Below are 18,755 nucleotides of genomic sequence, written 5' to 3' on the forward strand. Positions count from 1 at the left end.
CCCTCCCCCGAAGGAAGAACCATGAAGACCTCCAGACTCCTGGCCGGCCTGAGCGCCGTGATCGCCGTCGGCACCCTGGCCGGTTGCGCCACCACCGGCTCCAGCGACGGCAGCGGCAGCACCGGCGGCGGCACCACCGACCAGACCCTGACCACGATCATCGGCAACGACATCGACTCGCTCGACCCGCAGGCGCAGGGCACCACCAGCGTCATGCAGATCGTCGACATGATGGTCGAGGAACTCACCGCGATCGACGAGACCGGCACCGCCCAGCCGGAACTCGCCGAGAGCTGGGAGACCTCCGAGGACGGCAAGACCTGGACCTTCAAGCTCAAGACCGGCGTGAAGTTCTCCGACGGCGCCGAGTTCGACGCCGAGGCGGCCAAGTTCAGCCTGGACCGGCTGCTGTCGAAGGACACCTACAAGGCCGCCCCGAACGAGCTGGCAGTGATCGACAGCGTCGAGGCCACCGACGCGAGCACGCTGACCATCACCACCAAGACCCCGTTCCCGGCCCTCGCCCAGGCGCTGAGCCTGCCGATCGCCGGCTTTGTCTCGCCGGATTCGGTGACCGCCGAGGGCAACACCGCCGAGCAGATCAAGGTTCCGGTCGGCACCGGCCCCTACGTGTACGACAGCTACACCGCGGGCGACCACATCACGATGACCCGCAACGACGCGTACTGGGGCGAGGAGCCGGCCTACAAGACCCAGACCTACCGTTTCGTCACCGACGCCTCGGCCCGGCTGGCCGCCCTGCAGTCCGGTGACGCCCAGGTGATCGCCAGCCCGCCGGCCAGTTCGCTGTCCCAGCTGGAGAACGCCGCCGACCAGGACCTGCTGCTGTTCGACTCCTCGTACTCGGTGCAGATCGGCTTCAACACGCAGAACACCAAGAACCCGAAGCTCAACGACCCGAAGGTGCGCCAGGCGCTGTCGCTGGCGATCGACCGGGACACGATCATCGAGAAGGTGCTGTTCGGCACCGGCACCAAACTCACCGGCCCGCTGCCCAAGTCGGTGGCCGGAAACGCCGACGTGACGATGCCCGGATACGACCCGGACCAGGCCAAGCAGCTGCTGGCCGAGGCCGGCGCCAGCGACCTGAAGCTGACCATGGTCGCCTCCGACGGCCGGTTCCTGAACGACTACAAGGTGGCCCAGGCGGTGGCCGGCTACCTGCGCGACGTGGGCGTCGAGGTCACCCTGGAGAACCCGACCGACTTCACCACCTACCTCTCCGGCGTGATGGTCGACCCGAAGGAGGCCACCAGCGACCTGCGGCTGATCGGCTGGGGTTCGATCTACCTGGACGCCAGCCAGGCGCTGCTGCAGTTCCGCAGCGACCAGGTGCCGCCGAACGGCTTCAACGGCACCTACTTCAGTGACAAGGCCTACGACGAGCTGGTTCTGGCCGGCAACGGCGAGATCGACGAGGCCAAGCGCACCGCGGACTACGCCGAGGCGCAGAAGTACCTGGTCGAGCAGGCCCCCACGATGTGGATGTACCAGGTGAAGAACGCTGTGGCCACCTCCTCGGGGGTCAGCGGCGTGGAGGGCAAGCCGAACAACATGTTCGTCACCACCTGGGCCACCCCCGCTTCCTGATTCTGTTCAAGAAAGGACTGAAAGTGACCACCGACAACCAGAAGCAGCTTGAGGACGTCCGTGAGCTGTACCGCTCCAAGGGCGTCGGGCATCGGCTCGGCTTCGGTACCAAGGCTGCGGTTGTCGTGGTCGACTTCCAGAAGCAGTACACCCGCACCTGGAGAGCCAAATCGCTCACCCCGGTGGAGAACACGGCGACCCTGCTGGCCGCGGCGCGGTCAGCAGGGGCACCGGTGGCCTACACCTTCATCGGGTTCGAGGCCGACGGCGCGGACGCCGGGGTGTTCGGCGAGAAGGCGCACACCCTGCTGGAGAACGTGATCGGCACCGAGCCAGCCGAGATCGACGAGCTGATCACCCCGCAGCCCGGCGACGCGGTGATCGCCAAACAGGTTCCCTCCTCGTTCTTCGGCAACACCCTCGCCGCTGACCTGAAGGCGCAGGGCGTGGACACCGTTGTGGTGGTGGGAACTTCGACCAGCGGGTGCGTGCGGGCCACCGTGGTGGACAGCCTTTCGCACAACTTCCGTACCATGTTGGTGCGCGACTGTGTGATGGACAGCAACCAGCTGGCCCACGACATCACGCTGACCGACGTGGACATCAAGTACGGCGACGTCATCTCGCTCGACGAGGCCGTGACGTACTTCGAAGGGCAGGCGAAGTGACCCCCGATCTGGTGATCCGCAACGGCCGGGTGGTCACCTCCGGGTCCGAGGCGATGGCCGACGTCGCGGTCAAGGACGGCGTGATCACCCAGGTCGGCGGGGACATCCCTCGCGGCCACGAAGAGATCGACGCCGCCGGCAAACTCGTCCTGCCCGGCGGGATGGACCTGCACGTCCACCTCTCCCCGGTGAATCTGCCCGACCGGCAGCTGGCCTGGGCCGACGACTACACCAGCGGCACCGAGGCGGCTGCGGCCGGGGGCGTGACCACGATCGGGGACATCACCTTCCCGATCCCCGGCGAATCCCTGCCTCAGGCCTTCGATCGCGCGGTCGAGACGGCCTCGGCCCAGACCGTGGTCGACTTCGCCCTGCACACCGTGCTTCTCGATCCCTCGGCCGACAAGCTTCCCGAGATCGCGCAGCTGCGTGAACGTGGGGCGCGCAGCCTGAAGATCTTCATGCACCTGTTCGGTTTCGAGACCCGGGCCGCGGAGTACCTGCGGGTGCTGGCGCAGGCCGGCCACGACGACATGCTGAGCCTGGTGCACTGCGAGGACTCCTGCGTGATCGGGCACGAGCTGGAGAAGCTGGTCAAGGCCGGTGACACCGGTATCGAGAACTTCCCGCGGATGCGGCCGGTCTCGTCCGAATCCGCTGCGGTGGAGCGGGCGATCGCGTTCGCCGAGTCGGCCGACGCCCCGATCTACATCGTGCACCTCTCCAGCGCCCGGGCCCTGGACGCCGCGACCAGCGCCCGTCGCCGCGGCCTGCCGGTCTACGTCGAGACCCGGCCGATCTACCTGCTGTTCGACGAGTCCCGCTACCAGTCCGACACGCCCGGCCTGTACGTGGGCAACCCGCCGCTGCGCAGCCGCTCCGACGTGGACGCGCTGTGGGCCGGGCTGGCCGCCGGGGACATCGCCACCTGCTGCACCGACCACGCCCCGTGGAAGCGCGAGCAGAAGCTGGCCCCCGAGGTCGACGTCACGATGACCCGCCCGGGCATGGCCGACCTGGAGACCCTGATGCCCGCGCTGTTCAGCGAAGGCGTACTCAAGGGCCGGATCTCGCTGCAGCGCTTCGTCGAGGCCACCTCCACCAACGCCGCCCGGCTGTTCGGCCTGTACCCGCGCAAGGGCACCATCGCCCCCGGCGCGGACGCCGACATCACCATCTTCGACCCGCACCTGACCAAGCCGGTACGTGGCGCCGAGCTCTACAGCCGGGCCAAGATGAGCCTGCTGGAGGGCGTGGAGCTGACCGGCTGGCCGGTGCGCACGATCAGCCGCGGCGAGACCGTGATGCTGGACGGCGAAGTTCTGGGCAAGCCCGGGCGCGGACGCCTGGCCCAGCCCACCGATACCCCCGCATTTGCATCACCCCAAGCTCCGATTCTGTAAGCAAGGAGAGCAGCTTTGACTGACGTCCTGATCATCGGCGGCGGCATCGTCGGGATGACCACCGCGCTGGCCCTGGCCGAGTCCGGCGCCGGCGTGACCATCGTGGACAAGGGCCGACTGGGCGAGGGTTCCAGCTCGCTGAACGCCGGCGGGATCCGTTCGCAGTTCTTCAAGGGCCCGAACATCGAGGCCGCCAACCGGACCAAGGCCTGGCTGCGCGGTTTCGAGTCCGAAACCGGCGTCGACCTGGAGTACAACCAGAACGGCTACCTGTTCCTGGTCACCTCCCAGGCCCAGGCGGACCGGCTGGCCGAGGGCGTGGCGATCCAGAACGCGCACGGCGCCGACACCCGGATGATCAGCCGGGCCGAGACCGAGGCGCTGCTGCCGCACGTCAACCTGGACGGCGTGATCGGCGGCTGCTTCGGCCCGACCGACGGTCACCTCAACCCGCGGGTGCTGATGCCCGCCCTGGCCGAGAAGGTGCGCCGCTCGAACATCACCGTGCTCGAGGACCGCCGGGTGCTCAAGCTGGTCGTGGACGGCGAGAAGGTCACCGGCGTCGAGACCGACCAGGGTGTGCTCAGCGCCGGCATCGTGGTCACCTGCGCCGGCGCCTGGTCGGTCGGCATCGGGCGTACCTACGGCCAGGAACTGCCGATCCTGCCGCGTCGCTCGCAGGTCTTCGTGATGGAGGAGACCCCGGAGATCCCCGAGGACGCCCCGCACACCTTCGACTTCGACGCGGGCATCTACGTGCGCCGCGCGGGCAAGGGCATCTGGTCCGGCGCGGCCTTCAAGCCGGTGCTGGACGAGGTGCCGGACGTGGTCGAGGCCGACTGGACCGAGGGTGAGGAGCTCGCCCGCCGCCTGGCCGTGCGGGTGCCCTCGCTGGCCGGCCGCAAATTCGAGCGGAACTGGGCCGGGCCGATCGAGGTCACCCCGGACGACAACCCGCTGATCGGCTTCTCCACCTTCGAGAACTACTTCCTGGCCACCGGCTTCAGCGGTCACGGCATGTGCATCGGCCCCGGCCTGGCCGAGGACATCGCCGCCGCGATCCAGGGCAAGACCCCGCAGACCGACCTGTCGATCTTTCGCCCGGAGCGGTTCACCGACGGCGGCGAGATCGCCAAGGAAGGCATGTGGCTGGCCGAGCGCCCGGCCAGCTTCTCGATCTGGGCGGCCCGCGAATGGGATGACGAGGCCGTTCGCTGATGTCCACCTCCTCGGTTCCGCACAGCTCGCACTGGGGCGCCTTCACCGCCGTGGTGCAGGACGGCAAGCTCATCGAGGCACGCCCGCACGCCTCCGACACCGACCCGTCCCCGCTGCTGACGTCGATCCCGGACATCGTGGATTCGCCGTTGCGGGTGAACGCGCCGTCGGTGCGCCGCTCCTGGCTGGAGCACGGCCCGGGCGCCCGCACCGACCTGCGCGGGGCCGAGGAGTTCGTCGAGGTGTCCTGGGAGCAGGCCCTCGACCTGGTGGCCGGTGAACTGGACCGGGTGCGCACGCAGCACGGTAACGACGCGATCTTCGGCGGCTCGTACGGCTGGTCCAGCGCAGGCCGGTTCCACCACGCCAAGACCCAGGTGAACCGGTTCCTGAACCGGATCGGCGGGTTCACCGACCAGAAGCACAACTACTCCTTCGCCACCGGCCTGGCCGTGCTGCCGCACATCGTCGGCGACCCGGCCATGGTCGCCGGCGAGGTGACCACCTGGTCGAAGCTGAAGGGCACCTGCACCCTCTGGGTGGCCTTCGGCGGCCTGCCGCTGCGCACCGCGCAGGCCGAGGCCGGCGGCATCACCCGGCACGTCGGCCGCGACAACCTGGCCGAACTGTCGCGCACCGGAACGCACTTCGTGAACGTCAGCCCACTGCGGGACGACGTGCACGAGGAGATCGACCCGGAGTGGGTGGCGCTACGGGCCAACACCGACACCGCCCTGATGCTCGGCCTGGCCCACACCCTGGAACGTGACGGCCTGGTCGACCGGGATTTCCTGAGCCGCTGCACGCACGGCTACGAGACGTTCCGCCAGTACCTGATGGGTGAGAGCGACGGGGCGCCGAAGACCGCCGCGTGGGCCGCGCAGATCTGCGACCTGGACGCGGACTTCATCGTCGAGTTGGCGCACCGGATGGCGGGCAACCGCACGTTCATCACCACCACCTGGTCGCTGCAACGGGCCGAGTACGGCGAGCAGCCGTACTGGATGACGGTCACCCTGGCCGCGATGCTCGGCCAGATCGGGCTGGACGGCGGCGGGTTCTCGTTCGGCTACGGCAATTCGGCCGGAATGGGTTCGTCCAAGCTGCCGTTCGGTACGCCGGTGCTGGCTTCCGGGCCGAAACAGGGCAACTCCTGGATCCCGGTGGCCCGGCACACCGAGATGCTGGAGAACCCGGGCGGCGAGTACGAGTTCGACGGCGAGACCCGTACCTACCCGGACATCCGGCTGATCTACTGGGCCGGCGGCAACCCGTTCCACCATCACCAGGACCTGAACCGGCTGGCCGCCGCCTGGCGCAGGCCGGAGACCATCGTGGTGCACGAGCCGTGGTGGACGCCCACCGCCCGCCGCGCCGACATCGTGCTGCCGGCCACCACCACCCTGGAGCGCAACGACGTGGGCGCCAGCTCCCGCGACCGGGTGCTGGTGGCGATGAAGCGGGCGATCGAGCCGGTCGGGCAGGCCCGGGACGACTTCGTCATCTTCAGCGCACTGGCCGAACGCCTTGGTGTGAAGCAGGAATACACCGAGGGCCGCACCGAGATGGAGTGGCTGCAGTTCCTTTACGACACCAGCCGCGCCAAGGCCCTGGCGTACGGGGTCGACATGCCCGACTTCGAGACGTTCTGGGAACAGGGCGAGGTCGCGATCGAGCACGACGGCGAACGGACGCTGCTGGCCGGGTTCCGTCAGGATCCGTCGGCGAACCCGCTGCGGACTCCGACCGGGCTGATCGAGATCACCAGCGATGTGGTGGCCGGTTTCGGTTACGACGACTGCCCGGGGCACCCGGTCTGGCTGGCGCCGCGGGAGTGGGCCGGCTCACCGCTGGCCCAGACCTACCCGCTGCACATGATCAGCAATCAGCCGCGGCACCGGCTGCACGGCCAGCTCGACATGGGACGGGTCAGCCGGCGGGCGAAAGTGGCCGGACGCGAACCGGTCCGGCTCAACCCGCAGGACGCTGCCGCCCGGGGGATCAACGACGGCGATCTGGTCGAGGTCTTCAACGACCGCGGCGCAGTGCTGGCCGGTGCCGTACTTTCGGACGCGGTGCGCACCGGGGTCATCCAGCTCTCGACCGGTGCGTGGCACGATCCGGTCGACCCGGCCCGGCCTTCCCTGGATCGTCACGGCAACGCGAACGTCCTGACCCGGGACGTCGGCACCTCGCGCCTCGGTCAGGGCCCGAGCGCACACTCCACCTTGGTCGACGTCCGTAAGGCGAGCACCGATCCCGGTGCCGTCGCCGTGCACCAGCCGCCCAGGATCGTCCCTAAGCCTGTTGTTCCGGACCACCAGCACAGCCCGGAGAACTCTGCATGATGCGCTATACGCTGACCCGGATCGGGTCGGTCATCCCCACCGTGCTGGGCGCGGCCACAGTGGCTTTCCTGCTGCTGCGGCTGATTCCCGGCGACCCGGCCCGGATCTCGGCCGGACCTACCGCCACCCCCGAGCAGGTCGAGCACCTGCGGGTCCAGCTGGGCCTGGACCGGCCGTGGTGGGAGCAGTACCTCGACTTCATGAAGAACCTGTTCACCGGGTCACTGGGAACCTCCACCCGCAGCGGGAACTCGGTGGCGGCCGAGATCGGCACCCGGCTGCCGTTCACCATTCAGCTGGCCTTCTGGGCGATGCTGATCGCGATCGTGGTCGGCTGTGCCCTGGGCATCGTCGGGGCGCTGTACCGGGGCCGGGCGATCGACTTCATCTTCTCGGCGGTCTCGGTGATCGGGGTCTCGGCGCCGGTGTTCTGGATCGGCCTGATGATGATCGTGCTGTTCTCGGTGAAGCTGGGCTGGTTCCCCGCCTCCGGGGCCGCCACACCGGCCAGCGTGGTGCTGCCGGCGGTGGCGCTGTCGCTGTTCGCGATCGGGTTCATCTCCCGCCAGACCCGCTCGGCGATGATCGACGCCCTGTCGATGGACGCCGTCCGCACCGCCCGGGCCAAGGGCATGAGCGGGGTCAACGTGATCGGCAAGCAGGCCCTGCGCAACGCCCTGGTGCCGGTGATCACCGTGGTCGGCCTGCAGTTCGGGCAGATGCTCGGCGGCTCGATCCTGACCGAGTCGGTGTTCGGCTGGCCGGGAATCGGCCAGCTGCTGGTCAACTCGATCAACAACCGCGACTACCCGGTGGTGCAGGGCGTGGTGTTCGTGGTCGCGGTGCTGCTGATCCTGGTCAACCTGGCCACCGACCTGCTCTACTCCGCGATCGACCCGAGGGTGCGTCATGGCAATTGAGGTCCCCGTCGCCCGGCGTACCTCCCTGCTGAGAGCGCTCTGGCGGCACCGCAGTTCGAAGGTCGGGCTGATCCTGGTCGGCTTCACCCTGTTCGTGGCGCTGATCGGGCCGTTCCTGGTGCTCGGCAACGCCTCCTCCGACCCGAACTACCAGAACCTCGGGCAGAGCCTGCTGGGCAGCTCCGGCAGCCACTGGCTGGGCACCGACGACCTGGGCCGCGACGAGCTGGTCCGGATGGTCAACGGCGCCCGGTACACACTGATCATGGCGGTGGCCGCAGTGACCATCGCGGCTGTGTCCGGGCTGATCGTCGGCGCGGTGTCCGGGTACGCCGGCGGCTGGGTCGACCTGGTCATCCAGCGGCTGGTCGACATCATCCTGTCCTTCCCCGGTTTCCTGCTGGCCCTGGCCCTGGTCGCGATCCTCGGCACCGGGATGACGAATCTGATCATCGCGGTGGCGGTCTCGGCCTTCCCCCGCTTCGTCCGGGTCACCCGCAGCGGCGTGCTGACCGTGATGCAGCTGCCCTACGTCGAGGCCGCGCGCTCGCAAGGACTGCCGCCGCTGCGGATCCTACGCAAGCACGTGGTGCCGAACGCCCTGGGCGCACTGATCGTGCAGACCCCGCTGGAGATCGGCTCGGCCGTGCTGACCGGCGCCGGGCTCGGCTTCCTCGGCCTGGGCGTGGCCGAGCCCACGCCGGAGTGGGGCGCCATGCTCGGCGACGGCCGCGACCTGCTGTTCACCAACCCCACGCTGGTGACCTACCCGGGCATCGCGATCTTCATCGCCATCCTCGGTTTCAACCTTCTGGGCGACGGCATCCGCGATGTCCTCGACCCCCGGCACTCCACGAGTAGGTGAGCGCGGTGACTTCTCTGCTGAGCGTGCGCGACCTGCGCACCGCCTTCAACGGGCAGACCGTCCTCGACGGCGTCGACTTCGACCTGCATCCCGGCAAGACCCTGGGTCTGGTCGGGGAATCCGGCTCGGGCAAGAGCGTCACCGCGCTGTCGGTGATGGGCCTGCTCGACCGGAACGGCAAAGTCCTGCCGGGATCCTCGATCAAGCTCGAGGGCCAGGAACTGGCCGGTCTGAGCGAACGCGGGCTGCGCGAGGTGCGCGGCAAGCGGATGGCGATGATCTTCCAGGAACCGATGTCGTCGCTGAACCCGGTGTACACCGTGGGCGACCAGGTGGCCGAGACCGTCCGCAAGCACCTGGGCCTGAGCCGCAGGGCCTCCCGGGAACGCGCAGTGGAGCTGCTGCGGATGGTCGGCATCTCGGCCCCGGAACGCCGGGTCACCGAGTACCCGCACCAGCTCTCCGGCGGCATGCGGCAGCGGGTGATGATCGCCATCGCCATCTCGGCCGACCCGGCCCTGCTGATCGCGGACGAGCCGACCACCGCGCTGGACGTGACCATCCAGGGGCAGATCCTGGCCCTGCTGAAGGAACTTCAGGAGCGGCTGAACATGGCGATCCTGATGATCACCCACGACCTCGGCGTGGTCTCGCAGATCGCCGACGACGTGGCGGTGATGTACGCGGGCCAGATCATCGAACGCACCGAGGCGCAGCGCCTGGTCGGCAATCCGGCGCACCCGTACTCGCGGGGTCTGCTGGCCTCGGTGCCCCGGCTGGGCATGGACCGCAACGTGCCCCTGCCCTCGATCCCGGGCTCGGTGCCGAGCCCGGCCGACTGGCCGGCCGGCTGCCGGTTCGCCGACCGCTGCGAGTTCGCCACCCCGCAGTGCCGGGAGAAGCCACCGCTGTTGATCGAACGCTGGCCGGGCCATGAAGTGGCCTGCGACCACCCCCTGGTCGACGGCGTACCCACCCCTGAGCCCGCCCGAGAGGTGGTGAGCTGATGACTGTCACCGAACCGGGAGCCCCCACCACGGGCGTCCCTAGTTCTGCACCGCTGTTGAAGGCTCGTGGCGCCAGCGTCGAGTTCACCGTGCGCGGCCGTCGAGGCAAGACCGTCGTGCCGGCCGTGCAGGACATCGACCTGGACATCGCGCCCGGCGAAACCCTTGGCCTGGTCGGCGAGTCCGGCTGCGGAAAGTCCACGCTGGGCCGGGCTCTGGTGCGCCTGGCCGACCTCACCCGGGGCACGCTGGAGTTCCAGGGCACGCAGATCGGCGAGCTGAAGGGCAAGCCGCTGCGTGACCTGCGCCGCGACCTGCAGCTGGTGTTCCAGGACCCGATGAGCTCGCTCAACCCGCGGATGAAGGTGCGGGAACTGATCGGCGAAGCGCCCCTCGTCCATGGTCTGGCCACCAAGGACAGCCTGGACGATCTGGTCGCCACCGCGCTGGAGCGGGTCGGCATGCCGCGCTCGGCGGCCGACCGCTACCCGCACCAGTTCTCCGGCGGGCAGCGCCAGCGGATCGGGATCGCCCGCGCGCTGGCTCTGGAGCCCAAGTTCATCGTGGCCGACGAACCGGTCTCCGCGCTCGACGTCTCGGTGCAGTCGCAGGTGGTCAACCTTCTGGTCGAGCTGCAGCGAGATCTCGGCCTGACCTACCTTTTCGTGGCTCACGACCTGGCGGTCGTGGACTACGTGTCCGATCGGGTGGCGGTGATGTACCTCGGCCGGATCGTCGAGATCGGCACCGACGAGGACATCCGCGAACGCCCCCGTCACCCGTACACGAAGGCTCTGCTGGCGGCGGCCCCCGAGATCGGCCGGACCGAGGCCGCTGCACCGCTGGCCGGTGACGTCCCCTCGGTGGTGAACCCGCCCAGCGGCTGTCCTTTCCGTACCCGCTGCCCGATCGCCGAGCCGCAGTGCGCCGAGTCCCGGCCCGAACTACGAGTGGTGGACGGCCATCAGGTCGCCTGCCATCTCGTCTGAGACCCCCGCTAGGAAAGAAGGAAAGTCATGACCCAGATCGACGCCCCCGAGGACGACCTGCAGATCACCGAGCGGATCCAGCCGATCTCGGTCAGCACGAAGTACGACCAGCGTTTCCACTCGGTCACCCAGATCCGTGACCTGGCGCCGCTGCACCACGACGAGCCGGAGGACCTGGGCGGTTTCAACTCCGGCCCGACCGCGCTGGAGGCCACCCTGGCCGCGTTCAACGCCTGCAGCGCGATGATCATGTTCGTGCTCAAGCGCGAGCAGAAGTTCGACCTGGGCGGCGTGGAGTTCAAGACCGGTGGCTTCATCGACGTGCGCCGGGCCGAGATGCGCCGCACCAAGAAGAAGTACAGCGAGATCGAGCCGGTGGCCCGGCACTACCAGCGGGTCGAGCAGGAGGTCGTCATCACCACCTCCGAGACCCAGGAGCGGATCGACCACTTCAAGGCCGAGGTCGAGCGGCTGTGCCCGATGTACGCCCTGCTGAACGACGCGGGTGTGCCGCTGACCATCACCTGGACCGTGGTGCGCCCGGATGCCTGATGTGCTGAACGCGGGCGCCGTCGTCGTTGGTGGGGGTATCAACGGCGCGGCGCTGGCGTACTACCTGGCCCAGGCCGGCGTGGAGGACGTGGTGCTGCTGGAGGCCACCGAACTCGGCTCCGGCGCTACTGCGGGCTCGATGGGCAACGTGCGCCAGCAGTACGGCACGCCCCTCGAGATCGAGTGCTCACGGCGAGGTCTGGCGTTCTGGAAGTCGCTGGGTTCTTCCTTTGACATGACGGTGCCGTTCCACGAGGACGGCTACTTGATGCTGACCTCGAACGAGTCCTCCGCCGAGACCCTGCGCAAGCACGCCGCCGTCCAGATCGAGCAGGGCATGCCGGACGTGCACCTGCTGACCCCGGACCAGATCCCCGACGTAGCACCGTTCATCGACACGGCCGGCCTGGTGCTGGGTTCGTACACGCCCTTGGACGGGCACGTCATGCCCACCGACGGTGTTACGGCGCTGGTGGCGGCGGCCCGCTCGCTGGGTGTGGTGGTCAAGCGGCACTGGCCGGTCGAGGCCGTGGTCCGTGACGGTTCGGGCTGGCGGGTGCAGGGCCCGGCCGGTGAGGTGGTTACCCCAAAGGTCGCTCTGGTGGCCGGGATCGGCACCAAGAAGCTCCTCGAGCCGTTCGGGGTCCAGCTGGACATGTACGAGGGCAAGCACCTCGGTCTGATCACCGAGAACTACCTGCCCGGCCGGAAACTGCCCACCACGGTGGACATCGACACCGGCATGGTGATCGAGCGCGAGGGCGACCAGCTGATGGTGGCCATGCTCTCGCGCAACCCGGCCCCTCGCGACTACGACCACCTCGCCGAACTGTTCTACGAGGCAGCGGAGGTCAGGGCCCCGGCGCTGACCGACCTGTCGATGGTCAACCGCTACACCGCCTGGCCGGTCCTGGGCGGCGACGGGCATCCGTACGTGGGCCAGGTCGACGAAGGGCTGTGGGCCCTGACCTTCACCGGTCACGGCGCGATGCACGGGCCGCCGGTGGCCGAGGCGCTGAGCCGGGAGATGATCGGCGATCCGGACCGGACGCTGGACCTGTCGGAGTGGGACATCCGGCGGGAACCGGCTGAGCAGTCGGTGCTCTGGCGGCGCCAGGGCAAGGAATAGCTTTTCGGGCGGCTGTTCGCCTGCCAGACGCCTCAGTTGGTTCTGCTGTCGGGCCACGATCCCCATGACTGTGGCATCTCCGTGGTATCCCGGCGGCGTGCCGGTGGTAGAGACCGTCGATGTCCTTGGTGACATCGACGGTCTCGTTCAGCTGCGATCAGCCGGGGCAGACGACGCCCAAGACGGTTGCCGTCTCGTTCGAGCTCACCTTCACCCAGGTGTTCCGGACGTGATACTGCGCACCGGCGTGGGTGGAGTACTCGGTGCGGCAGCCCTTAGGCGCCCAGAAGCCGTCGATGTCCCGCTTGTCGTTCCAGAACCCGCCCACCGTCTTGCCCGGAGCCACCCAGCCTGTCGACCAGGGATCGCTGTCCTTGTTCTTCCAGCGGATCTTGACACTGGTTTTGGTCTTGTTCTTCACGGCACCGCACGGCGGGATGCTGCACCCGCTGGCCGAGGCCGGGGAAGCAACCACCAGGCTGAGACCGCCCAGCAGGAAGAGCATGCTGATCAGGGCAGCGATGGAACGGGTGGCGCGGGACTTCATGGATCAGGCCTTTCGTCAGGTACACCGCCCAGGTGGGCCGCCTGAGGATTCTGTGGCCTGACGAACGGGCGTGATGACGGTCGAACAACCGTCACCCACGCGGTGCGGCCCGGAGCTCCGCCGGATCGGTGCTGCGGCGCAGTAGCGGCAGGGTTCCCCGGACCATGATCAGGACTACGGACAAGGTTCCGAAGCTGACCACCGCCGGACCGGCCCAGGGCAACTGGAATCGATGCTCACCCCGTCGATCTCGCCGACGGTCGTGCCCAGGGCGCCCCGGGCGGCGAAGGCCAGAGCCGGGATGCACAGCAGCAAGAAGGCGATGACGATGCCGGGGTGCAATCCGGTCTGGTTCAGCAGATCGCTGGTGTACGGGCCGTCCCCTTCACCCGTGGCGGCCACGGTCGCGGCCGCCAGCAGGGACAGGGTGCCCCACCCGGCGCCGGTAAGGAACCGCCTCGCAGCGCCGGGGACTCCCCGTAGCTCTTGACCACCGACCGACAGCTCAGCACGGCGTCGTTCATGCGTTGATCTCCTTCTCCAGAAGCTCAGCAGGAGAAGAGTGACCTTGACGGCCAGCGGATTGGAGACGAACGGCGTGGGTGGCTCGACCACCCCTCTAAAACCGTTGGCCACACGCGTCCCAGAATTCGAACTTTCCTGCCGGGCCGGGGATCGAACGGTGCAGGGGCCAGACGATCTGTCCCCCTGCACCACACGTCGATCCACGGGGAGCATTGATGAACCGACACATTCGTGCGGCGGTGATGCTGGGGTTGGCCGCGCTCCTGGGCTCGCTGGCCGTAGCGTTGGGGCCGATCAGCCCGGCGCAGGCCTCACCGCTGGCCAGCACGCCGCTGATCACCCAGAACCTGCAGGGCGCCAGCAGCGGCGGCGACACCAAGTGGACCACCAGCGTCCTCGGCCACGCCCGAGCCGCCGAGATCGTCCTCCTGCAGGAGGCGGGGCCCACTCCGCCCGGCAAACTCGTCGCGAACATCCCGATGCCCCACCTGCCGCAGATCGGGCGGGCGGGATTCGTCCAGCATCACGCCTGGCGGCCGGCGCGGGAGCGGTTCGAGGTGTACTTCCTGCAGACCGACCCCAACGGCGGCAGCTACGTCGGCAACCGCAACAACCTGGCCATCGTCACCCAGCGGGCCGCCGACGAAGTGGCCGCTGTCCCGAACCCGACCGGGGCCCGTCCGTCATTGGGAGTGCGGTTCGGCGACGACTGGTTCTTCACCCAGCACTCCCGGGCCGGCGACGACAACAACGCCCGCGCCGACGCGGAGAACGCGCTCGCCGCGATCGACCAGTTCGTGAATCAGGTTCCGGGACGCCGGTGGACGGTTGCGGGCGACTTCAACATCGAGCCGAACCGGTTCAACCGTCCCCCGAACACCCAGGTGTATTCCTCCGGTGAGGCCACGCACATCAATGGTCGCGAACTCGACTACGCCGTCAGCTCGGCGGTCATTCCCAACCATCCGGTGCGCCGGCTCAACGGTGCCAGCCCGGACCATTTCCCGGTGGCGATCGGGGCCCTGCGGGCGAGCGCCGAGTACCAGGATCTGTTCGACGAACCCCGGGTGCTCGAAAACGTCCAGAGTGGTGGGGTGATCAGCACCCGCGACCGCAGCGACAAGAACGGGACCGCTGCGGTGACGGCCCGCCGGGAGAACCACGCGACCCAGGAATGGTTTCTCGAAGAGAACTCCAGCGGTCTGGTCCGGCTGCACAACCGCACCGGCAACTGTCTGCGGATCTCACAGTTCGAGGGAGGGCATTTCGGTACGGTGCTGGACCCGTGCACGCGGGACGTGTTCCAGCAGTGGCACCTGGACTCCGTGGCCTCCGACCAGTACCGGCTGCGTAACTACGTGACCGGCCTGTGCCTGGGCGTCGGTGATCACCGGGAGACTCGCCTGGACGACTTCCACCTCGGCTCCTGCAACGGTGGCCTGGGTGAGGAGTGGCTGCTGGCGCCGCCGTTGAAGCACGATCTGGAACCGGGGATCTCACCGGCCGATCTGGCCGTGTCCTGGCCCAGCGGAGGCCTGGAGAACCTGTTCACCGGGCAGGTTCTCAACCAGAGCGACAACAAGGCCGGCCCGCACGTGGGTATCGGCCACCGTGATCCCCGGGACAGCACCGAGCAGCAGAGCTGGCGCTTCGACTGGCTGGGCAACGATCAGGTGAGGGTACGCAGCGCCGAGCAGGAGACGTGCCTGCAGCAGCAGTTCCAGGGCCTGGTCGACCTGGCCCCGTGCGGCGACGCCAACGACGAGCGCTGGCAGGTCCGGATGGTGGGCGAGGACATGCTGCAGCTGGCCTCCGTGGACATGGTCGACGGAGACTATGCCTGCCTGAGCGCAACACCTGACGAGCGGCTGCCGGACACCGGTTTCGTGGCCCATTCGCCCTGCCAGGGGAACGATCCCACGCAGACCTGGTTCCTCAGCCCGACCGTGAGCGCGGACGAGCGCAACGACCAAGCCCCGTCAGTGCCGACCCGACCGTCCGGACCGGCCGCTCCGGCGACGCCGGAGATGCCGGCCGGTCCAGCAGAACCAGAGGCACCGGCCGGTCCGCAGGAAGAGCGTCTCTGACGTTCAGGCCGGCATCACTTCCTCGCGGTGCCAGGGCCTTTCGGGTCCTGTCACCGCCAGCGCTCCCCCACGATCCGTCCGGGATCGAAGCCTACTGCGCCAGGCCGTCGAGACGCTGCACGGCCTCGGCCGACAGTTCAAGGTCGGCGGCCGCGATGTTCTCGCGCAGGTGGGCCACGGACGACGTGCCCGGAATGACCAGGATGTTGGGCGAGCGCTGCAGAAGCCAGGCCAGCGCGGTCTGCTGCGGGCTGGCTCCGGCCGAAGCCGCTACCTGGGCCAGCACGTCGGACTGCAACGGGCTCCAGCCACCGAGCGGGAAGAAGGCGACATAGCCGATGCCGTCCACCGCCAAGGCGTCGATCAGGGCGTCGTCCTGACGGGCGACGACGTTGTAGAGGTTCTGCACGCACACGATCGAGGCGATCGCCCGGGCCTCGGCGATCTGCTCGGCATTCACGTTGGACAGGCCCAGATGCCGGACCAGGCCTTCCTTCTGCAGACCGGCCAGGATCTCGACGTACTCGCCGATCGGGCCCGGGCCAGCGGCCCGGAAGTTGACGACGTCCAGGACCTCCAGCCCGAGATGGTCAAGATTGTCCTGGACCTGTTCGCGGATGTTCTGCGGGTAAGGGTCCCAGCTGCCGTCCGGCCCTCGGCGAAAACCGGCCTTGGTGACGATGTGCAGGTCGTCGCGGTACGGGTGCAGGGCCTCGCGGATGATCTCGTTGGTGACGTGGGGGCCGTAGAAATCGCTCGTGTCCAGGTGGGTGAGTCCGGCCTCAACGGCTGTCCGCAGCACCCGAACGGCCTCCTGACGGTCGCGGGGCGGGCCGAAGGCATTGGGTCCGGCGAGTTGCATGGCGCCGTAGCCCATCCGGGTCAGGGTGAGATCTTCGGCGAGTTTCAGGGTGCGTGTCATGCGTCCACCCTCGCCACGACCCGGCGTTCCGGGGAGCTACAGATCTCCCTGGTGATGCTGGTACCACGCAGAACCACAGGCCTCTGGGGCAGCATGGGCCCATGGAGCAACTGGCGGAGGCGTTACGGGCCTGGCGCGATCGGCTGGACCCGGAGTCGGTCGGGTTCCCGCAGGCCGGGCAACGCCGGGTCCCGGGCCTGCGGCGGCAGGAACTGGCCCAGCTGGCCGGCATCTCGGCCGACTACCTGGTCCAGCTGGAGCAGGGCCGGGCGGCCACCCCCTCGCCGCAGGTCTGCTCGGCTCTGGCCCGCGCTCTGCAGTTGTCCGACCCTGAGCAGGAGCACCTGATGCGCCTGGCCGGGCACGCCGCCGCCCCCGGCCGGGTCCCCCGGCTGATCCCGCACAGCGTGCACCGCATCCTGGAGCAACTGTCGGCCAACCCCACGGCCGTCTACGACGCGACGTGGACGCTCCTGCACTCGAACCCGTTGTTCGCCGCGGCCTTCGGCGTTCCCGACGCGCCGCAGAACGCTTTGCTGCAGCAGTTCGGCGACGGCTTCTCCCGGGTCCGCCAGAGCCCGCAGCTCCAGGACCAGTTCGAGGAGTCGATCGTTGCCGACCTCAGGGCCACCAGCAGCCGGTACCCGGACGACCCGGGCCTGCACGACCTGATCGGGCAACTGCTACTCCTGCCCCGCTTCGCCGGACTGTGGCGGCGCCGGGACGTGGCCGACCATCAGGCCAGCAGCAAGACCGTGGAGCACCCTCAGGTCGGGGACATCGCCCTGGACTCCAGCATCCTCACCACCCAGGGTTCGAACCTGCGGATCGTGGTCTACACCCCGCAACCGGGCACCGGGGCCCGCAGCAAACTCGACCTGCTGATGACGATCGGCACGCAGAACCTCACAGCACGTAGGTCGCGATCATCTGGCTGATCTGCCGGATGTCGGCACCGCTGCGGAACTCGAACCGCACCTTGCCCACCGCGCTGAACCACAGCTCCAGCTCGGCGTCCATGTCGAAGGTGCCCGCCGTCTCGACCGAGAACACCTGGACCTTGGAGTACGGCAGGCTGGTGAAGTCCTTCTTCTTGCCGGTCATCCCCTGCACGTCGACCGCGATGATCCGCTTGTTGGTGAAGACCACCAGGTCACGCACCGACTTGAAGGCGTGGATCAGTTCCTCACCGTGGATCAGCAGCGGCTCGACGGACCGGGCGTCCCGGGTCGAGGCCGGGGTCAGCTTGAACGTGGAGTCGGTCGCGAAATCGATCATCCGGACAGTCTAGATAATCTGAGGAAATCCTCTCCGCGGGCCGGGTGCTGAAGCGCAGAGCGCCCGGATCCCAGCGCTTCTCGGCGGCGAACGGGGCGATACTGATCTGCCCGGGCCGCCCGGTCACCAGCCGTGGGCGAAGACGTTGTGGAACCAGCCGCCCTTGTGCTGGAGCTCCTCGCCCATCGAGTGCGGCCCCAGGATCGACCGGTACAGCTCCAGCGTCTGAGCCAGGTCGGCCCCCTGCAGAGACGGCAACTGAGCCAGCTTCTCCTCCACCGTGAGCTGTTCGTCGGCTGGATCCTGCTTGAAGCTCCCCTGACGCTGCCGTACCACCTCCGGGACCTGCCGCAGGATCGTGTGCAGGCGGTCCCGGAGCTTGTCCGGATCGGCCGGAGCGTCGCTGTGCTTCAGTGCGTGCACCCGGCCGTCCTCTCCGGTGACAGCCACCAGGGCATGTCCCCCGGCGTCGAAGAACGTGATGTCCTTCCGGGCCTGGAGGGCCTCGTTGGTCAGGGCGTCGTGCTGACTCGCGTAGGCGTGCGCCCAGCGGTTGTCGTTGGAGAGGACGATCACGCCGACCTCGCCGTGCACCTCGGATGCGCTCATTGGAATGTCCTTCGGGTAGTGAAGCTGCCACAGTCAGCTGCGCCCGGAGCGGTCCGGTCCGCACTCCTGGGCGTCCT

The 18,755-nt window shown here is 68.5% G+C and carries 18 protein-coding genes; 13 read left to right on the plus strand and 5 right to left on the minus strand.

What is annotated here, in order from left to right:
- The first annotated feature begins 21 nt into the window (after positions 1 to 21).
- From LR394_RS06785 to LR394_RS06835, 11 genes are read left to right on the plus strand one after another with little or no spacing between them, the layout of a single operon-like run.
- Complete coding sequence (locus LR394_RS06785; protein WP_231439608.1) at positions 22 to 1,611, plus strand: ABC transporter substrate-binding protein; 1,590 nt, start codon at positions 22 to 24, stop codon at positions 1,609 to 1,611.
- A 23-nt stretch (positions 1,612 to 1,634) separates the two neighbouring features.
- Complete coding sequence (locus LR394_RS06790; RefSeq protein WP_231439610.1) at positions 1,635 to 2,279, plus strand: isochorismatase family protein; 645 nt, start codon at positions 1,635 to 1,637, stop codon at positions 2,277 to 2,279.
- Entirely contained in the window at positions 2,276 to 3,682 is a 1,407-nt protein-coding gene (locus LR394_RS06795) for an amidohydrolase family protein (protein WP_231439612.1), read from the plus strand. Before LR394_RS06790 ends, LR394_RS06795 begins: the two co-directional genes overlap by 4 nt.
- A gap of 15 nt (positions 3,683 to 3,697) precedes the next feature.
- Positions 3,698 to 4,900, plus strand: coding sequence for an NAD(P)/FAD-dependent oxidoreductase (locus tag LR394_RS06800; RefSeq protein WP_231439614.1), 1,203 nt, complete (start codon positions 3,698 to 3,700; stop codon positions 4,898 to 4,900).
- Positions 4,900 to 7,248: a molybdopterin-dependent oxidoreductase gene (locus LR394_RS06805; protein ID WP_231439617.1), complete on the plus strand. Its 2,349-nt coding sequence runs from the start codon at positions 4,900 to 4,902 to the stop codon at positions 7,246 to 7,248. The genes LR394_RS06800 and LR394_RS06805 overlap by 1 nt, the downstream gene beginning before the upstream one ends.
- Entirely contained in the window at positions 7,245 to 8,168 is a 924-nt protein-coding gene (locus LR394_RS06810; protein WP_231439619.1) for an ABC transporter permease, read from the plus strand. The genes LR394_RS06805 and LR394_RS06810 overlap by 4 nt, the downstream gene beginning before the upstream one ends.
- Entirely contained in the window at positions 8,158 to 9,033 is an 876-nt protein-coding gene (locus tag LR394_RS06815) for an ABC transporter permease (RefSeq protein WP_231439621.1), read from the plus strand. Before LR394_RS06810 ends, LR394_RS06815 begins: the two co-directional genes overlap by 11 nt.
- Positions 9,034 to 9,038: 5 nt before the next feature.
- Positions 9,039 to 10,040, plus strand: coding sequence for an ABC transporter ATP-binding protein (locus LR394_RS06820; RefSeq protein ID WP_231439623.1), 1,002 nt, complete (start codon positions 9,039 to 9,041; stop codon positions 10,038 to 10,040).
- Positions 10,040 to 11,029 carry an ABC transporter ATP-binding protein gene (locus LR394_RS06825; protein WP_231439625.1) on the plus strand — a complete coding sequence of 330 codons (990 nt, stop codon included), beginning with the start codon at positions 10,040 to 10,042 and terminating at the stop codon, positions 11,027 to 11,029. The genes LR394_RS06820 and LR394_RS06825 overlap by 1 nt, the downstream gene beginning before the upstream one ends.
- A 27-nt stretch (positions 11,030 to 11,056) precedes the next feature.
- Positions 11,057 to 11,581 carry an OsmC family protein gene (locus LR394_RS06830; RefSeq protein WP_231439626.1) on the plus strand — a complete coding sequence of 175 codons (525 nt, stop codon included), beginning with the start codon at positions 11,057 to 11,059 and terminating at the stop codon, positions 11,579 to 11,581.
- Positions 11,574 to 12,710: an NAD(P)/FAD-dependent oxidoreductase gene (locus tag LR394_RS06835; protein WP_231439628.1), complete on the plus strand. Its 1,137-nt coding sequence runs from the start codon at positions 11,574 to 11,576 to the stop codon at positions 12,708 to 12,710. Before LR394_RS06830 ends, LR394_RS06835 begins: the two co-directional genes overlap by 8 nt.
- 157 nt (positions 12,711 to 12,867) lie before the next feature.
- On the opposite strand, the gene LR394_RS06840 is transcribed toward LR394_RS06835, so the two are convergent.
- Together LR394_RS06840 and LR394_RS06845 are read right to left on the minus strand one after the other, a co-directional pair.
- Positions 12,868 to 13,257, minus strand: a complete 390-nt coding sequence (locus tag LR394_RS06840) for a hypothetical protein (RefSeq protein WP_231439630.1) — start codon at positions 13,255 to 13,257, stop codon at positions 12,868 to 12,870.
- Positions 13,258 to 13,431: 174 nt separating this feature from the next.
- Positions 13,432 to 13,872: a hypothetical protein gene (locus LR394_RS06845; RefSeq protein WP_231439632.1), complete on the minus strand. Its 441-nt coding sequence runs from the start codon at positions 13,870 to 13,872 to the stop codon at positions 13,432 to 13,434.
- Between the two features lie 125 nt (positions 13,873 to 13,997).
- Here LR394_RS06845 and LR394_RS06850 point away from each other — a divergent pair, with 125 nt between their 5' ends.
- Entirely contained in the window at positions 13,998 to 15,869 is a 1,872-nt protein-coding gene (locus LR394_RS06850) for a ricin-type beta-trefoil lectin domain protein (RefSeq protein WP_231439634.1), read from the plus strand.
- A gap of 91 nt (positions 15,870 to 15,960) precedes the next feature.
- Here the strand turns inward: LR394_RS06850 and LR394_RS06855 are convergent, their stop codons facing one another.
- The gene (locus tag LR394_RS06855; RefSeq protein ID WP_231439636.1) at positions 15,961 to 16,791 is read right to left on the minus strand and encodes an oxidoreductase; all 831 of its coding nucleotides are present in this window, start codon (positions 16,789 to 16,791) and stop codon (positions 15,961 to 15,963) included.
- Between the two features lie 101 nt (positions 16,792 to 16,892).
- Between LR394_RS06855 and LR394_RS06860 the strand changes: the two genes are divergently transcribed.
- On the plus strand, positions 16,893 to 17,729 hold the full coding sequence (locus LR394_RS06860; protein ID WP_231439639.1) for a helix-turn-helix transcriptional regulator: 837 nt from the start codon (positions 16,893 to 16,895) through the stop codon (positions 17,727 to 17,729).
- Here LR394_RS06860 and LR394_RS06865 read toward each other — a convergent pair.
- Together LR394_RS06865 and LR394_RS06870 are read right to left on the minus strand one after the other, a co-directional pair.
- A complete protein-coding gene (locus LR394_RS06865) occupies positions 17,698 to 18,069 on the minus strand; it encodes a PH domain-containing protein (protein ID WP_231439640.1) in 372 nt (123 codons plus the stop codon). The genes LR394_RS06860 and LR394_RS06865 overlap by 32 nt on opposite strands.
- A 123-nt stretch (positions 18,070 to 18,192) precedes the next feature.
- Entirely contained in the window at positions 18,193 to 18,678 is a 486-nt protein-coding gene (locus LR394_RS06870) for a hypothetical protein (RefSeq protein ID WP_231439642.1), read from the minus strand.
- Positions 18,679 to 18,755: the final 77 nt, after the last annotated feature.

This window comes from Kineosporia babensis, assembly GCF_021129305.1.
GTDB lineage: Bacteria > Actinomycetota > Actinomycetes > Actinomycetales > Kineosporiaceae > Kineosporia > Kineosporia babensis.

Bases quoted from the DNA above. Each gene is read 5' to 3' on its own strand.
- LR394_RS06815 (WP_231439621.1), top strand. From the start codon at position 8,158: ATGGCAATTGAGGTCCCCGTCGCCCGGCGTACCTCCCTGCTGAGAGCG.
- LR394_RS06835 (WP_231439628.1), top strand. From the start codon at position 11,574: ATGCCTGATGTGCTGAACGCGGGCGCCGTCGTCGTTGGTGGGGGTATC.
- LR394_RS06785 (WP_231439608.1), top strand. From the start codon at position 22: ATGAAGACCTCCAGACTCCTGGCCGGCCTGAGCGCCGTGATCGCCGTC.
- LR394_RS06840 (WP_231439630.1), bottom strand. From the start codon at position 13,257: ATGAAGTCCCGCGCCACCCGTTCCATCGCTGCCCTGATCAGCATGCTC.
- LR394_RS06865 (WP_231439640.1), bottom strand. From the start codon at position 18,069: ATGATCGATTTCGCGACCGACTCCACGTTCAAGCTGACCCCGGCCTCG.
- LR394_RS06860 (WP_231439639.1), top strand. From the start codon at position 16,893: ATGGAGCAACTGGCGGAGGCGTTACGGGCCTGGCGCGATCGGCTGGAC.
- LR394_RS06855 (WP_231439636.1), bottom strand. From the start codon at position 16,791: ATGACACGCACCCTGAAACTCGCCGAAGATCTCACCCTGACCCGGATG.
- LR394_RS06810 (WP_231439619.1), top strand. From the start codon at position 7,245: ATGATGCGCTATACGCTGACCCGGATCGGGTCGGTCATCCCCACCGTG.
- LR394_RS06805 (WP_231439617.1), top strand. From the start codon at position 4,900: ATGTCCACCTCCTCGGTTCCGCACAGCTCGCACTGGGGCGCCTTCACC.
- LR394_RS06870 (WP_231439642.1), bottom strand. From the start codon at position 18,678: ATGAGCGCATCCGAGGTGCACGGCGAGGTCGGCGTGATCGTCCTCTCC.
- LR394_RS06850 (WP_231439634.1), top strand. From the start codon at position 13,998: ATGAACCGACACATTCGTGCGGCGGTGATGCTGGGGTTGGCCGCGCTC.
- LR394_RS06825 (WP_231439625.1), top strand. From the start codon at position 10,040: ATGACTGTCACCGAACCGGGAGCCCCCACCACGGGCGTCCCTAGTTCT.
- LR394_RS06830 (WP_231439626.1), top strand. From the start codon at position 11,057: ATGACCCAGATCGACGCCCCCGAGGACGACCTGCAGATCACCGAGCGG.